Here is a 16,835-nt window from a genome sequence, read left to right as displayed (position 1 = left end):
GAGCGAGCTTGCTCGCGAAGAGGCCAGCCGCTACAACCTCAATCTTTCTGGCTGGCTCGCTCGCGCAAATACTCCAGCACCGCCCCGCGCTCGCCGGCAAACTCGATCCGCCCGCCTTTCTTCTCCCGCTGGAACGCATACATCGGGTCGTAGTATTCGCGCAGCAACCCTTCGATCCAGCTACGGTGCAAATCCACCGACCCGCTGCGTGCCTGTTCGGCCAATGCGTCTTCCATCAGCAGCAACATCCGCCGATGACGCTCACCACCCAGCCGCTTCTGTACTTTGTTCAGGCTCTCCAGCAAGCGCTCGGAGAACAAAGCAAAACCTTCCTCGCCATGCACTGCGCAAAACTCGGCCGACAGATCCACCACGTAGTCGCGCAGGATCCGCTCGACCCGATCTTCGAAACTGTCTTCCAGCCAGACCATCGGGTACTGCTGCATGCCCTGATACAGCGGTAGCGGCAACGCACAACTGCCAACTACCCGACTCTCGTCTTCCAGAACAAACTGTTCGATACCGGCATCGCGCTTCTTGAGGATATCGATGGCCAGACGGTTCTCGAAATCAATGTTCGACGGTTGACCGGTAGCACGTTTGCCAAAGCTCGAGCCACGGTGATTGGCGTGCCCCTCCAGATCCACACCGTTGCGCAACTGCACCAGGACCTCGGTCTTGCCGGTCCCGGTCATGCCACCCAGCAACACGAAATCACACTGGCCGATCGCCTGCTCAAGCGTATCAAGCAGGAAGCTGCGCATAGCCTTATAGCCGCCGCCAACGCGCGGATAGTCGATACCGGCCTCGTCACGCAGCCACTGCTGCGTGATCTGCGAACGCAGGCCGCCACGAAAACAATAGAGATAACCATCAGGATGGGCCCGGGCGAAATCAGCCCAGGCCTGAATGCGCTCGGCCTTGATCGCGCCGGACACCAGCTGATGACCCAGCTCGATGGCGGCCTGCTGACCGTGCTGTTTGTAACAGGTACCGATCTTCTGCCGTTCGATGTCGTTCATCAGCGGCAGGTTGACCACACCGGGAAACGCACCTTTGTGAAACTCGACCGGCGCGCGGGCGTCCATCAGCGGCCGGTCGTTGAGGAAAATATCGCGGTAATCGGTGCAGTCGCGGTACATCAGATCACCTCGACTGCGTGGGTCTGTCGCTCAACCAGTTCGCCAATCGGCGCCAGGTCCAGGCCCAGTTCGGTGGCCACGGCGAGGAACTCGTCATTGCCTTCAGGGGTGACCGCAATCAGCAGACCACCGCTGGTCTGCGGGTCGCACAGCACGCGCTTGTGCAACTCCTGCAGACGGCCGAGCTTGCTCGAATAGCTGTCGAAGTTACGCAAGGTGCCACCGGGCACACAGCCCTGTTCGAGGTAGTACTCGACGCTGTCCAGACGCGGCACATGGTTGTAGCCGATACGCGCGGTCAGGTGGCTGCCATCGGCCATTTCCACCAGGTGCCCGAGCAGACCGAAACCGGTGACGTCGGTCATTGCGGTGACGCCGGCCAGTTTGCCGAAACGGCTGCCGGGTTTGTTCAGGGTGCACATCCAGTCGCGGGCCACACCAATGTCGCCGGGGCGCAATTTGCCCTTCTTCTCGGCGGTGGTAAGGATGCCGATGCCCAACGGCTTGGTCAGGTACAGCAGGCAACCGGCGGTAGCGGTGTCGTTGCGCTTCATGTGGCGCTTTTCCACCAGACCGGTCACCGCCAGGCCGAAGATCGGCTCGGGCGCATCGATCGAATGCCCGCCGGCCAGCGGAATGCCGGCGGCGTCGCACACCGCACGCCCGCCGCGAATCACTTCCCGCGCCACTTCCGGCGCCAGCACATTGACCGGCCAGCCGAGGATCGCAATCGCCATCAGCGGATCGCCGCCCATGGCATAGATGTCGCTGATCGCATTGGTTGCCGCAATACGGCCGAAATCGTAAGGATCGTCGACAATCGGCATGAAGAAGTCAGTGGTCGACACCACACCGCGTTCGGCATCGATCTCGTACACCGCCGCGTCATCACGCGAGGCATTGCCGACCCACAGTTTCGGGTCAAGGTTCTGCGCACCGCTACCGGCCAGAATCACTTCCAGCACCTGCGGGGAAATCTTGCAGCCACAACCGGCACCGTGGCTGTATTGGGTCAGGCGAATCGGCTCGCTCATGGGAGAGTCTCTGGCAGTTGATGGGGCGGATTCTAGCAGAGCGCGGGCCGGCAGATTTTTGCGCTGAATGTCCGGCCCCCTTCGCGAGCAAGCTCGCTCCCACAGGGGATCGCTGTCATCCACAAATCCTGTGTTCACTGAAGATCCGTGTGGGAGCGAGCTTGCTCGCGAAAGCTATCGACGGGTCTCCACGGTTTCACGGCCGGGCACAAAAGGTGCCCTGATGAAAAACCATCTGCCATTGCTCCCCCTGCCGCCGCCACACCGAACTGCGCAGACTGTCCGCCGGCACCCGCTGGCCGCCAGCGACGGTATGGCAGTGATATGTCACCAGCGCCGAATCTTCCGACAATTGCTTGAGCGTGAACTGACTGACGTTACGTTGTGCGAAAGCTTGCTGCGGCAGCGCTTCCAGCACATCAGATTTGTTCCAGATGCCGCCGCTGGCGCCGAATTCGACAAAGTCGTCCGCGATCAATCTCGCCAGTTCTGCGGCATCCTCGCGCACGGCGCGCGACAGCAGGCGGTTTTCCAGATGTAACAAATGCTTCGACAGATCCATCTCGTTCCTACCTCAATGCAGAAATCACTCGCCACAAAGACTTTCGATTGTGCAAAAAAAACCGCCCTTTCGGGCGGCTAAAGTACTTCGACCATGATTCAGAAGCTTTGACTGAAGCTGATGTTGAACGCGCTGTCGTTGTTGTCGCTCGACACCTGGCCTGAGTAGCCGATGCCCAGCTTGCCGGTCGGGGTGACCTGGAAGTCGATGCCGGCTTCAAGCAATGCGCTGTCCTTGGCAATCGGTACGCCCTGGGTGCTGAACGAGGCGCCGCCGTCGATGAAGGTCAGGTCGGCGTCAGGTTTGGTGTCGCCGTAGGCGTGCCGCCAGCCGACGGCCGCGCGTGGCGTCAGTTGACTGCCGTTGGCCAGGGTCACCAACTTGCCGATGCGCACGCCGAGGGTCGAGTAAGTGATGTCCTGATCGGCGTCGGCCTTCAGGCGCCCCACTCCCCCTTTTTCCTTGCCGGTGTCGCTGTCGTAGTTGACGTAGGCCAGCCCGGCGAACGGTTCGATGGCAACGCCTGCCGCGTTGATCGCGTACCCCACTTCACCGAACACCTGCGCACTGCGCGCGTCGTAATCGGCCTTCAGTCGATCGTTGTAAGTGCCGACGCTGACGTCGCGTTTGGTCTCGATGCTGTGCCAGCTGTAGGCCGCGCCGAGGCGCACCGCCAGTGCATCGAATTGCGAGTTCAGATAACCGGCCAAGTGGTAGCTGTCGACCTTGGCGTCCGAGTTGCGATCATGCGCGTTGAGGTTGCTGCGGGTGTAGCCGGCCGCCATCCCGGCACGCCAGGTGTCATCCAGCGCCTTGTCGGTACCGAGCATGAAACCGCCGAGGTTGCGATCGACTTTGGCTGTGTTGCTGTCGCCGCCCATGTCGCCCCAGGCACCGATGGCCCGGATCCAGCCGACCATTTCCCCGTGGCAACCGTTGCTGCTCAGTTGCGTGTCGCTCGGTGCCAGGGTACGACGCGGATCATCCGCAGCGCTGCACGATGGCTGGCGCATGCGGTCGTTGACCGCCTCGCGAATGAAGCGCGAGTCTTCAAGCATGGCGCTGGCGGTGCTGGCGTGGATTTCCCCGGAGAGGCTGTCGAACGCATTACGCGCACCGGCCACGCTGAGGTTGACGATCTGGTTCTGCAACGCCGCGCCAGCCGCACCGTTATTGGAGAGCGCCGTGGCGGTGCCGCGTTGGTTGCCCGTGGCGGCGACGTCGGCGAACGAGTTGCCGTTGCGGCTGACGGCCAGGGTCACCGAATCGGCGCCGTAGACCAGCGAGCTGTCGAGGAACGCGTACTGCGGCAGATCGGCTGCACTGAAAGTGCCAGTCACGCCGCCACCGGCGGTGATCAGCGAGTAAGTGGTATTGCCGGTGAATGGCGCGAGGCTGTTGACCACCAGACCGCCGCCCAATGCCGCCGTACCGCCCACCGCCAACGGTGTCGCGGTTGGCGAGCTGACCGTCAGCGCCAGCACACCATCACTGCTGTTGGTCAGGTTGCCGGCCACGCTCAAGGTGCCGTCAGCACCACCGGAAGCGACCACACCGTGGTTGACCACCGAACCGACGCTGCCGTTACCGCTCAGGCCTGCGCCATTGGCGACCGTGACTTGGGCGCCCAACGAAGCCCGGGCCGCACGGCTGCCGACTTGCAGCACGCCCTGATCAACCGAGACGGTGCCACTGAACGGTTGATTGCCGGTCAGCAGCAACGTGCCGGCGCCGCGTTTGGCCATCGCCCCGAGTCCGCTGAGGACGCCGTTGAACTGGCCATTGGCATTCTGCTGGAACACCAGTGTGGCGTTGTCGGTGATGTTGCCTTGCAGGCTCGTGGTGTTACCGATCAGCGTACCGCCACTGACGGTAGTGCCGCCGCTGTAGGTGTTGGCGCCACTGAGCACCAGCGTGCCGGAGTCAAGTTTCTCGATCCCCCCCGTCCCCACCAGCGGTACGGAAATTTCCGCACTCGCCCCGGCATTGACCCGCACCGGCGCCAGACTGCCGCCGGCACCGTTGACCGGCGTCAGCGTGCCGCCAGCCCCTGGAACCAGGCTGTAACCCCCGGTGAGGAACTGCAGACCGGTGAAGTTCTGATTGCCCTGCACAGTGACAGTACCGGCCTGGCCACCAAACACCGCGAACTGACCATTGGCCGCCAGCGCCTGCGTGCCGCTCGGATCGGTCCAGTTGGTGCCCGGGCCCCACACGCCACTGCCGCCACCGATGCTGCCGTCAGGGTTGGTGGTGCCGCCGTTCCAGAACTGCACTTCACCCGGCGTGTCCTGCACCAGCAGGTTGACCTGATTGGCGATCGCGGTTTGCAGAGTCAGGTTGGCCGCCGACACCGGCAGGCTGCCGTAGACCAGACCATTGTCGGTCAGGCTGCCGCCGTAGCGGAACAATTGATAGACCCCGGTGCCGAAGCCGCCGGCGTTGCTGATATTCAGCGTACCGTCGAGGGTCAGGTTGCCGGCGACGTTGACCACCGTGGTCGAACTGGCCGCCGAGCCGAGGCTGAAGTCCAGGTTGGTCCCCGAGGACAGCGCCAGCGCACCGACCGACAACGGCGTGGCCGAGCCGCCACCGCTCAGCGTTGCACCGCTGGCCAGTTGCACGTTGCCACCCAGTTGCCCGCTGCCGCCGATTTGCGCACCGCTGGCGACGTTGACGTTGGCGCTGTTGAGCACGCCGTTGACGATCAGGTCGCCGGCCTGCACCGAGGTGTTGCCGGTGAAGGTATTGTTGCCGGTCAGGAGCAACTGGCCGGTACCGGTTTTGTTCAGCGTGCCGCTGCCGGTGAGGTTGCCGGTGTAGTTGCCGTCGGCGTTTTGCGCGAAGGTCAGCGCCGCGTTGTTGACGATCGCGCCTTGCAGGCTGCTGGTGTCACCAGTGGTCGTGCCAGCGTTCAGCGTGGTGCCGCCGCTGTAGGTGTTGGCGCCGCTGAGCAGGAGATCACCGCTGCCGTTTTTCACCAGACTGCCGGTGCCGGTGATGGCGCCGAGCAGCGTAGTGTTCTGGTTGCCGGCCAGGGTCAGTTGCGATCCCAGATTGATCGCGTTGGCCAGTTGCAGCGCCGAGCTGCTGTCGAGAGTGCCGCTGCCGGTTACGCTCAGTGCACCGCTACTGATCGCGCTGTTGTTGCCCAGCACCAGTGTGCCGCCAGCGAGCTGAGTGCCGCCGCTGTAGGTGTTGCTGCCATTGAGGGTCAGGCTCGAAGCGCCGGACTTGATCAGGCTGCCTGCACCGCTGACCACACCGGCGAGGGTCAAGGCGTTGCTGCCAGCGACGCTCAGGCCACCGTTCACCACCACATCGTTGCCCAGCGTGACGGCCGCGTTGCTGTCCAGTGCGGTGCCGTCAGCGGCAGTCAAGACGCCAGTGCCCAGCGCCGTGTTATTACCGACGACAATCTTGCCGCCGTTGAGCGCGGTGCCACCGGTGTAGCCGTTGGCGGCATTGAGCACCAGCGTACCGCTGTCATATTTGCCGAGGGTGCCGCTGCCGTTGAGCGCGACGCCAAGGGTCGCGGTGGCGTTCGGATCGACTCGCACCGTGGCGTTACCCAGCGAACCGTTGACCAGGTTCAGCGCACCGGCCGTGCCGTTCTGCAGGTTGTAGCCATCAGTGACAAACTGCAGGCCGGTGATGGTTTGTGCGCCGTTGACGGTGACCGTGCCGGCTGTGCCCTGGAACACCGCGAAGCTGTTGGTCCAGGCCTGGTTGGTGGTGCCGTTCACATCGGTCCAGTTGGTGGTGCCGGTGCCCCAGGTGCCGCTGCCGCCATCCACCGAACCGTTGGCGACGAGCTGGTTGCCGTCCCAGAACTGCACGGTGACGCCCGGTGCAGTGACCAGCAGGTTGATCTGGTTGGCCAGCGCGGTTTGCAGGGTAAGGTCGCCCGACGTGACGCTGCCCGGCACGGTGCCGATCAACATGCCGTTGTCGGTGAGGCCGCCGGTGTAGTTGATCAACCGATATACACCGCTGCCAAAACCGCCGATGTCGCTGACGTTGAGGGTGCCGTCGAGGGTCAGGTTCCCGCCGACGTTGACCAGCGCGTTACCACCACCGGACACCGGTGCGCCGAGGCCGACGTCGAAGTTGGAGTTGGCGTTGAACACCAGCGAATTCACCGACAGCGTGCTGCCGGTGGCGCCGGCCAGATGACCGCCATCGGCCACGGTCACGGCACCGCCCAGTGAGCCGCCGCCAGTCAGAGTGCCGCCGCTGTTGATCAGCACACTGGCGCTGTCCAGCGAGCCGCTGACGTTCAAGGTGCCGGCGTTGACCGTGGTGTTGCCGGTCAGGCTGTTGAGGCCGGCCAGGGTCAGCGTGCCGGTACCGAGTTTGCTCAATTCGCCAGTGCCGGTGAGTACACCGGCGAAAAGGCTGCTGGCGTTGCTGCCGCCGATGCTCAAGATGTTGCCGCCGCCGATCAGTGCGGTGCCGCTGCCGGTCAGGCTGGCGAGGCTGCCGGAGCCGCCGAGATTCAGCGTCGCCGCAGCGCCGAGATTGACCCCGGCGTTGCTGCCCAGTGCCGAGTTGCCCAGCGTGGTCAGGCTGCCGGACTGCACATCAAAGGTGCCGCTGAAGGTGTTGTTGCCGGTCAGCGTCAGGTCGGCCAGACCATTCTTGGTCAGGGTGCCCGCCCCGGCAATCACACCACCGAGGGTCAGGTTGTTGTTGCCGGCCACGCTCAGGTTGGCATTGACGTTGACGTTGTTCGCCAGCACCAGCGGCGCGGTGGTGTCGAGGGTCGACGCACCCGCCACGGTGACCGCGCCGGAGCCCAGGCCCGCCGAGGTGCCAAGGGTCACGGTGCCGGCGTTCAGTGTGGTGCCGCCGCTGTAAGTGTTAATGCCGTTGAGGGTCAGGTTGGACGCGCCGTTCTTGATCAGACCGCCGGTACCGCTGACCACGCCGCTGAGGGCCACGTCGCTGTTGCCGGTGTTGGTCAGATTGGCGTTGAGCACCACGTTGTTGCCCAGCGACACCGAGGTGTTGCTGTCCAGCGCCGAGGCACCGGCCACGGTCAGGTTGCCCAGACCGAGGGCGCCGTTGCTGCCGGTGGTCAGGGTGCCGGCGTTGAGGGTGACGCCACCGAGGAAGTTGTTGGCCCCGCTCAGGATCAGGTTGGCCGCGCCGTTCTTGGTCAGGCTGCCGGCGCCGTTGATCGCGCCGCTCAGCGTCAGATCGTTGCTGCCGACGATGCCGAGGTTGCCCGCCAGGTTGATCGCGTTACCTGCCGTGAAGGCGCCGCTGGCATCCAGGGTGGTGCCGTTCGCCGCGTTCAGGGTCGCCGAACCCAGCGCGCTGTTCGACGCCAGAATCAGGCCTCCCGCATTCAGCGCCACCGGCCCGAGGAAAGCGTTGTTGCCACCGAGGGTCAGGCTGGCCGAACCGTTCTTGATCAAGCCGCCGGTGCCGGAAATGACACCGTTGAGGGTCAGGGCATTGCTGCCGAGCACAGTGAGGTTGCCGTTGAGGGTGGCGGCGTTGGCCAGGGTTACGGCGGTGTTGCTGTCGAGTTGCGTGCCGGCATTGGCAATTAACGCGCCGCTGCCCAAAGCGGTGTTGCTGCCGACCACCAGAGTGCCGCCGTCCAGTTGCGTGCCGCCGGTGTAGCTGTTGGCGCCGTTGAGTACCAGGGTGCCGGCATCGAGTTTGTTGAGGATGCCGCTGCCGTTGATGTTCACGCCGACCGTGGCGGTCACGCCCGGGTCGACCCGCATCGCCGTGGTGCCACCGCCGCCATTGACGGCGGTCAACAGGCCCGACGCGCCGTTGATCATGTTGTAGCCATCGGTGAGGAATTGCATCCCGGTGAACAGTTGGGTGCCGTTGACCGACACTGTACCGGCCGTGCCCTGGAACACCGCAAAGTCGCCGGCCCAGGTCTGGTTCAGCGTACCGTTGGAATTGGTCCAGTTGGTGCCGCCGGCAGTCCATGTGCCGGTGCCGCCGTCCACATTACCGTTCGGGATGGTCTGGCTGCCGTCCCAGAAGCGCAGGTTGGTGTTAGGCGCCGACACCACCAGATTCACCTGATTGCCAAGGGTCTGCACAAGGATGTCGCCGAGGCCGTAACCCACCGGTACACCGGCCACGGTCAGGCCGTTGTCGGTCAGTGCGCCGACGTAGTTGAACAGGCGATAGACACCGACGCCGAAGCCGCCGGCATCGGTGACGTTGAGGTTACCGTCGAGGGTCAGGTTGCCGCCGACGTTCATCAGCGAAGTGGTCGATGGCGTGGCGAGGTTCGCATCGATATTGCTGTTGGCGGCCAGCACCAGTGACGCGGCAGACAGGGTGGTACCCGAGGACAACGCCAGGTGGCCGCCGTTGTTAATGTTGAGAGTGCCGAGCAGCGAACCGCTGCCGGTTACGCTCGCGCCGGAATTGACATTGACCTGGGTACTGGCCAGCGACCCGCTGAGGTTCAGGGTGCCGCCGTCGACGGCGGTGTTACCAACAATGCCGTTGATCCCGGTCAGGTTCAGGGTGCCGGTGCCGACCTTGGTCAGGCCGCCGTTGCCACTGAGGTCGCCGTCGAAGGTGCTGGTGCTGCTGACGCCGCCCACAGTCAATGTGTTGCCGCCGGCGATCTGCACGCTACCGCTGCCGCTCAAGCCGTCGAGGCTGGCGTCGCTGCCGAGGTTGAGGCTGGCGCCGGCGCTGATAGTCGCGCCGGAGGTGTTGCCCAGGGCTCCGCTACTCAGGGTGGTGACGCTGCCGGCGGCAATGTTCAGCGCGCCGGTGAAGGTGTTGGTGCCGCTGAGAGCCAGGTCATCCAGGCCGGTTTTGGTCAGGCTGCCCGCACCGTCGATCACACCGCTGAGGGTCAGCCCGTTGTTGCCGGCCAGGGTCAGCCCGGCATCGAGGGTGATGTTGTTGCCGAGGGTGAAAGCGCTGCTGTTGTCCAGCGTCGCGGCGCCACCGACGGTCAGGGTGCCACTGCCCAAGGCGCCGGGCGCACCGACGGTGAGGGTGCCGGCATTGAGGGTGCTGCCGCCGCTGTAGGTGTTGGTGCCGTTGAGGGTCAGGTTGGCCGCGCCGTTCTTGATCAACTGGCCGGCACCGCTGATCACGCCGCCGAGGGTCAGGTCCTGCGTTCCGCCGACGCTCAGTGCCGCATTCAGCACGACCGCGTTGGCCAGGCTGGCCAGCGGCGAGCTGCTGTCGAGGGTTGCCGCACCGCCAACGGTCAAGGCACCGGTGCCGAGAGCCGAGCTATTGCCGACGGTCACCGTACCGGCATTCAGTGTGGTGCCACCAACGTAGGTGTTGGTGCCGTTGAGGCTCAGATTGGCCGCGCCGTTTTTCACCAGGCTGCCGGCTCCGGCGACAGTTCCGGTGAGGGTCAGGTCTGCGCTGCCACCCACGCTCATCGCACCGGCCAGATTGACCTGATTGCCCAGCGTAACGGCAGTGTTGGTATCCAGCGTGGTGCCCGCCGCGGCGTTCAATGCGCCGCTGCCCAGCGCGGTGTTGCTGCCGACAATCAGCTTTCCGACGTTGAGTGCGGTGTTGCCGAAGTAGGTGTTGGCGCCGTTGAGAATCAGGTCGGCGGGGCCGCTTTTGGTCAACCCACCGACGCCGGAAACCACGCCCGCGAGGGTCAGCGCGTTGCTGCCGCCGACGGTCACGTTGCCGCCGAGGTTGACGTTGTTGGTCAGGCTCGCCGCGGTGCTGGCGTCCAGCGTGGTGTTGTTGCCAGCGTTGAGTACGCCGGTGCCGAGCGCAGTGTTAGAGCCGACGACCAGTGTCCCGGCGTTCAGCGACGTAGAGCCGGTGTAGGTGTTGTTGCCGGTGAGGGTCAGGGTCGAAGAGCCAGTCTTGATCAGATTGCTGCCACCGCTGATCACGCCACCGAGGGTCAGCGGGTTGGCGCCGCCGGCAGTCAGGTTGGCGTTCAGGGCAATCGCGTTGTTCAGCGTCACGTTGGTGCTGCTGTTGAGCGTAGCGCCCGCGCCGCCCACGGTCAGCGTACCGGTGCCGAGTGCCGCGCCGTTGCCGACGGTCAGGCTGCCGGCGTTGAGCGCGGTGCCACCGGTGAAGGTATTGGCACCGTTGAGGGTCAGGTTGGCGGTGCCGTTTTTGATCAACTGGCTGGCGCCACTGATCACGCCACCGAGAGTCAGCCCGTTGCTGCCGCCGATCCCCAGATTGTTGTTGAGAATGACGTTGTTGTTCAGCGTCACCGCTGTATTGCTGTCGAGAGTCGCAGCGCCGCCGACGGTGATATCGCCGCTGCCGAGCGCAGCGTTGGCACCCGCGGTGATGGTGCCTGCGTTCAACGCAACAGCACCGAGGAAAGTATTGGCGCCGTTGAGAATCAGGTTGGCCGCGCCGTTCTTGGTCAGCCCGCCGCTGCCGCTGACCACACCACCGAGGGTCAGGTTGGCGTTGCCGGCAATGTTCAGGTTACCGCCAAGGGCGACCGCATTGCTCAGCGCAACGGTGGTGCTGGCGTCGAGGGTGGTGCCCGCCGCCGTGGTCAGTGCGCCGGTGCCGAGCGCGGTGTTGCTGCCGACGATCAGCGTACCGGCATTGAGTGCCGTGCCGCCGGAGAAGGTGTTGTTGCCGCTGAGGGTCAGGTTCGCAGTGCCGCCCTTGATCAGGTTGCCGGCGCCGCTGATGACGCCACTCAAGCCAAGCGCCTGAGTGCCACCGATGGTCAGCCCGCCCGCCAGCGCCACAGCGTTGGCCAGCGTCACCGCCGTGGTTGCATCCAGTGTTGTGCCGGCCGCAGCGTTCAATGCGCCTGTGCCGAGGGCAGTGTTGCTGCCGACGAACAAGGTGCCGCCGTTGAGCGCGGTGGTGCCGCTGTTGGTGTTGTTGCCGGTCAAAGTCAGGCTGGCAGTGCCGCTCTTGGTAATCGCACCAGTGCCGGAGACGATGCCGCCCAGGGTCAGCGCATTGCTGCCGAGCACGTTCAGCGCACCGGTGATGCCGACGTTGTTGCCCAGGGTCACGTTGCCGGTGCTGTCGAGGCTGGTGCCGTTGCTGGTGTTGAGCACCCCGGTACCCAGTGCGTTGTTGTTGCCGACGCGCAAGGTCCCGGCACTGAGACTGGTGATCCCGGTGTAGGTGTTGCTGCCGTTGAGGGTCAGGCTGCCGCTGCCGGTTTTGGTGAGGTTGGCGGCGCCGCTGATCACCCCGCCCAGGGTCAGCGCACCGGTGCCGGTTGCGGTCAGGGTGCTGTTGAGCGTGATCGCGTTCGCCAGCGAAATGGGCGTCGTTGCCGAGATACTCGAAGAGCCGCCAACCGTGATGCCACCGGTACTGAACGACTGGTTGTTGCCCACCAGCACCACGCCGCCATTGAGCACGGTGTTGCCGGTGTAAGTGTTGATGCCGTTGAGGTTGAGCTGACCGCTGCCGATCTTGGTCAGGCCGCCCGTGCCGGAAATCACACCGTTGAGGGTCGTGCCGTTGATGCCCTGCAGGGTCAGGCCGCCGGCGCCCAGGTTGATCTGGTTGGCCAGCGTCAAACCGGCATTGCTGGCCTGCAGGATCCCGCCGTTGGACGTCAGCACACCGCTGCCGAACGCCGCGTTGTCGTTGAACTGCGCGACACCGCCATTAAGCGTGGTCGCACCGCTGACCAACGGCCCTTGCAAGGTCCAGGTGCCGCTGTTGAGGGTCAGGTTGTTGAAGTTGACGTAGGTCGCGCTGGACGCCGTGCCGGTCCCGGTGGTGCCGCCGCCGAGCCCGATCGGGTTTTGCAGGATCAGCGTGTTGGTGCCGGCCGCGCCGCCATCGATCGTCCCGGTCGGGGCGAAGGTCAGGTTGATGCCAATCAGGCCACCGAGGCCGACGGAGACTTGCACACCGTCGCCGACGTTAACGCTGGAACCGGTGATCGCGTAGAAGGTGTTGGTGCTGCCCGCCCCCATCGACACACCGCCGGTGATGTTGCCGGCGTTGGTGAAGGTGTTGCCCGCAACCGACGTCTCGAACGCAATCCGACCGTTGATGGTGCCGCTGGCGCTGTTGGTCATGTTGACTTGCGAACCGCCATACACCCCGACCACCGGGGTATCGGCCAGGGTGATGCCGCCGACCGACAGCCCGGTGGAAGTGATGGTGCCGTCGTTGGTGATGGTCGTGGTGCCCGACACCGAGTTGTTCACGCCAATCCCCAGCCCGTCGATGCTGGTCAGGTTAAGCCCGAGCAGCATGCCGGTACCGCGAATGATCCCGGTGGCGTTGTTGACGATGCTCACCGTGCTGGTCGCGCCGGTACCGATGAACGCACCGCCACTGAGGATCGACACCAGGCCCAGCAAGGCCGGGTCGAGGGTGCCGGAGTTGTTCAGGTTGATGTTGGCCCCGGTCAGGTTGATGACCTTGCCACCCAGGGTCGCGTTCATCTGCGCACCGGAGTTGACGTTGACCGTCAAGCCGCTGGTGGCGCTGCTGTAGTCATTGAGAAACAGCGGCAGCGTCGGGACGCCCGAACAGGTAATCGTCGAACCTGCCGCCGAGCAAGTCGCGAGCGCCTGCTCGCTGACCCCACCGAACAAAAGTCCGGCAACGCTCAGGTGCACGGCAAGGGAAAGAGGGGAAAAACGCGAAACGAGGGCGACACCAAACCTTGCTTCCACGGGCTACTCCTTGTCGTGGCCAAATTCTTCCTTGAAGGCGTGCACGTCGGGCTTATTCCACACGCGAATCAAGACTGCGACGGTCATCACAAAACCGCGTCATGGCTGACAAGCTAGTAGACGCCCCGCGATGGGGCACTGATTAAATGGTGTTAATACTTTAATACTAGGGCCGTCTAAACCGCGGGTTTCGGCCCCAAAACACAGGACGTTGCCTAAACGACATCCCCCTGTAGGAGCTGCGGCACGCTGCGATCTTTTGATCTTGATCCTTAAAAACAAAATCAAAAAATTGCACCGTACCGCAGCTCCTACAAGGGCAATCGGAGCGACTTGGTACGTGTTGTGCAAACGTTTGCGACCTGCCTATATCGGCTTTTTCGTAACAAAACCGTACAGACCCGCAGAACCCGGGCCTTGATCCGCAAAAAAAGGACTTTGAATGCACGCTGCTTCCCTTCTTCGCGCCCCGTTTGCGCGCACGTTTGCTGTTTCCCTGCTACTGACCGGCGTTACCGGAGTTCTCAGCCACAGCGCATTGGCGCAACCGGCGCTGCCCGACGAATCGGCCCAGGGCGAAGCCCTCAGCCCGGAAGCTGCCCCGGCGAAAAAAGGCGCGTATCTGTCGGACTGGTACAACCAGGACCTGACGTTGATCGGCAGCAAGGACATCAGCTTCGGCCCGCAACCGGCCGATGACATCTATCTGGAATACGAGTACTTCGGGCGCAAGGGGCCGTTCGAGCTGTACGGCTACGTCGACATTCCGAAGATTTTCAACATCGGCAACAGCCACGACAAAGGCGTGTGGGACCATGGCTCACCGGTGTTCATGGAGCACGAGCCGCGCATCTCCATCGACTACCTCGCCGGCCGCAGCCTGGCCATCGGCCCGTTCAAGGAATGGTACGTGGCGTTCGACTGGATCTACGATCACGGCAGCCGTAAAGAGAACCGCGCCAACACCCTGTACAGCGGTTTCGGCACCGACATCGACACCCATTCGCGGGTCAACCTGTCGGCCAACCTGTACGGGCGCTACCAGTGGGAAAACTACGGCGCGAGCAATGAGTATTCGTGGGACGGCTACCGCGCGCAGCTCAAATACATCGTGCCCATCGACAAATTCAGCAATGGCGCGTCGCTGACCTACATCGGCTTCACCAACTTCGACTTCGGCTCCGACATCCACAAGGACAACCCGGCGCGCACCGCCAACGCCACGGTGGCGACCAACGTCTTGCTGTACTCGTTCACCCATTTGCGCTTCACCCTGGTCGGCCGTTATTTCCACAACGGCGGCAACTGGGAGGATGGCAGCGAGCTGAACTTCGGCGACGGCGATTTCCGCGCGCGTTCCAACGGTTGGGGTTACTACGCCGGCATCGGCTACCAGTTCTGAATTCAGGAGATTTTCATTCAAGCAATGACGCGACTGACTTTGGCCGCTGCGGCCCTGCTCTCTTCCACGGCGTGGGCGGCGCAAGCGCCGATCCAGCCGAAAGTGGTGCTGATCACCATGTTCGCCCCCGAGGCGCAGCACTGGATCGAGCGCCTCGATCTGCAACAGGAAATCCGCGTGCCGGGCCTGTCCGCCGAGTACCCGACCGTGCGCTGCAACGCACAACAGGTGTGCCTGCTGACCACCGGCATGGGTCAGACCAACGCCGCTGCTTCAACCCTGGCACTGGCCCTGTCGCCGAAATTCGACCTGCGCAAAAGCTACTTTCTGATCGCCGGGATCGCCGGCATCAGCCCGAAACACGGGACCATCGGCACCGCCGCGTGGGCGCATTACCTGGTGGAGTTCGGTACGCAATGGGAGCTGGATTCGCGCGATGCGCCGGCGAGCTGGCCGACCGGCTACCTGGGCATCAACACCAAGGGACCGAACGAAAAACCACCGCTGGACTACAAGACCGAAGTCTTCGAACTCAACCCGAAATTGCAGGCCAAGGCCTTCGCCCTGAGCCACAAGGTCGAGCTGAGTGAAAGCAAGGAATCGGCGGCGTGGCGCCGGAAATACCCGTCAGCCCCGGCCAACCAGCCGCCAGTGGTTACGCGCTGCGACACGCTGGCAGGCAACACCTGGTTTTCCGGTACGCGCCTGAGCGAACGCGCGGAGGTCTGGACCCAATTGCTGACCGACAACAAGGGTGAGTACTGCACCACGCAACAGGAAGACAACTCCACTTACGAAGCCCTGTTGCGTGCCAGTCGCGAAGGCCTGGTGGATGTGCAGCGTCTGGCCGTGGTGCGCGCCGGTTCCGACTTCGACCGCCCGGCGCCGGGCGGCAGTGAAGTGGACAACCTGCTGAAGTACGCCGATCAGGGCGGGTTTGTGCCGGCGCTGGAAAACCTCTATCGCGCGGGTAATCCGCTGGTGCAGGACATTCTGAAAAACTGGTCGGCGTGGGAAAACGGCGTCCCACAATCCTGAGCCCGACAACGATCCCTGTGGGAGCTGGCTTGCCAGCTCCCACAGATTATGCGGTGTCTGGAAGATCAGGGAATCAGGATGATCTTGTCGCCACTGCCCTGATTCACCTGCGCGTAGCTGTCCAACCCCTCCGCCAGAGGCACTTCCACCCACGCCTGCGGCAACGGCAACAGTCCCTCATCGAAGAACCGCCCGAACTGCTCGAGCATCGCCGCACAGGCTTGCACGCCGTACAGCAGCGAGTTGATCCCGACCACCGAACCGCCCTTGCGGTACAACGCCAGCGCTGGCAATTGCACATGGCCGTCGACCGGCGCGGCGATGATCGCGATGCGGCCGAACGCTGCCAGTGCCGCCACCGAGGCCGGCAGCCAGAAACCGGTGGTATCGAAGACCACGTCAGCGCCGCCGCTGTACACCGCGTTGACCTGCGCGCCGAGGTCTTCGGGCTTATCCAGCTGAATCGTCGCATAGCCCTGTGCCTGCAACGCCTTGACCTGCTCCGGCCGCCGCGCAGCCGCGAGGATCTGCGCGCCGCGCACCTTGGCCAATGCCAACGCCGCGGTCGCCACCGCACCACCGCCGATCACCAGCAAACGGGTTTCAGCGCTCACCAGGCTGCGCTCCAGTGCATCCCAAGCGGTGGTGTAAGGCACGCCGAGGCTGGCTGCCTGAGCGAAGCTCAAGTGCGACGGTTTATGCGCCACGCCGTTGGCCGGCAATTTGACGAATTGCGCGTGCGAACCATCGGCAAAAAAGCCCAACTCGCGCCCGGTGCCCCAGACTTCCTGACCGAGCAACGCCTGCGGGCCTTCGACCACGACACCGGCGAAATCGCGCCCGGGAATCCGCGGCAACGTGGTGTAGGGAAACCGCCCGAGCACGTTCTTCACATCGCTGGGGTTCAGGCCGGCGGCCTTGATCTCGACCAGCACGTCATCAGCGCCGGGCACCGGGGTCGGTACGTCGACCAAACGCAGGGAGGACAGATCGCCGGTTTTATCGAATTGCAGTGCTTTCATGAGGACATCCACCAAA

At 63.9% G+C, this 16,835-nt stretch carries 7 protein-coding genes; 2 read left to right on the top strand and 5 right to left on the bottom strand.

Features of this window, described 5'->3' with window-relative positions:
* Window positions 1-38: 38 nt before the first annotated feature.
* The 4 genes from mnmH to HXW87_RS13655 form a co-directional block, all read right to left on the bottom strand.
* Complete coding sequence (gene mnmH, locus HXW87_RS13670) at window positions 39-1,142, bottom strand: tRNA 2-selenouridine(34) synthase MnmH (protein WP_239779072.1); 1,104 nt, start codon at window positions 1,140-1,142, stop codon at window positions 39-41.
* A complete protein-coding gene (gene selD / locus HXW87_RS13665; RefSeq protein ID WP_239779071.1) occupies window positions 1,142-2,176 on the bottom strand; it encodes a selenide, water dikinase SelD in 1,035 nt (344 codons plus the stop codon). The genes mnmH and selD overlap by 1 nt, the downstream gene beginning before the upstream one ends.
* Window positions 2,177-2,372: 196 nt before the next feature.
* Entirely contained in the window at window positions 2,373-2,738 is a 366-nt protein-coding gene (locus HXW87_RS13660; protein WP_095667009.1) for a DUF4440 domain-containing protein, read from the bottom strand.
* Between the two features lie 98 nt (window positions 2,739-2,836).
* Window positions 2,837-13,357, bottom strand: a complete 10,521-nt coding sequence (locus HXW87_RS13655; protein WP_239779070.1) for an autotransporter-associated beta strand repeat-containing protein — start codon at window positions 13,355-13,357, stop codon at window positions 2,837-2,839.
* A gap of 442 nt (window positions 13,358-13,799) precedes the next feature.
* Between HXW87_RS13655 and HXW87_RS13650 the strand changes: the two genes are divergently transcribed.
* Both HXW87_RS13650 and HXW87_RS13645 read left to right on the top strand, forming a co-directional pair.
* Complete coding sequence (locus HXW87_RS13650) at window positions 13,800-14,759, top strand: nucleoside-specific channel-forming protein Tsx (protein WP_239779069.1); 960 nt, start codon at window positions 13,800-13,802, stop codon at window positions 14,757-14,759.
* A gap of 15 nt (window positions 14,760-14,774) precedes the next feature.
* Window positions 14,775-15,797 (top strand): purine nucleoside permease, encoded by a 1,023-nt coding sequence (locus HXW87_RS13645; RefSeq protein WP_131670092.1) that lies wholly within the window; start codon window positions 14,775-14,777, stop codon window positions 15,795-15,797.
* A gap of 65 nt (window positions 15,798-15,862) precedes the next feature.
* Here the strand turns inward: HXW87_RS13645 and HXW87_RS13640 are convergent, their stop codons facing one another.
* Window positions 15,863-16,819 (bottom strand): zinc-binding alcohol dehydrogenase family protein, encoded by a 957-nt coding sequence (locus HXW87_RS13640; RefSeq protein ID WP_239779068.1) that lies wholly within the window; start codon window positions 16,817-16,819, stop codon window positions 15,863-15,865.
* Between the last annotated feature and the right edge of the window lie 16 nt (window positions 16,820-16,835).

The organism is Pseudomonas sp. Y5-11 (genome assembly GCF_022368695.1).
Taxonomy (GTDB): domain Bacteria; phylum Pseudomonadota; class Gammaproteobacteria; order Pseudomonadales; family Pseudomonadaceae; genus Aquipseudomonas; species Aquipseudomonas parakoreensis.
This window is presented reverse-complemented; position numbering and strand designations above follow the sequence as displayed.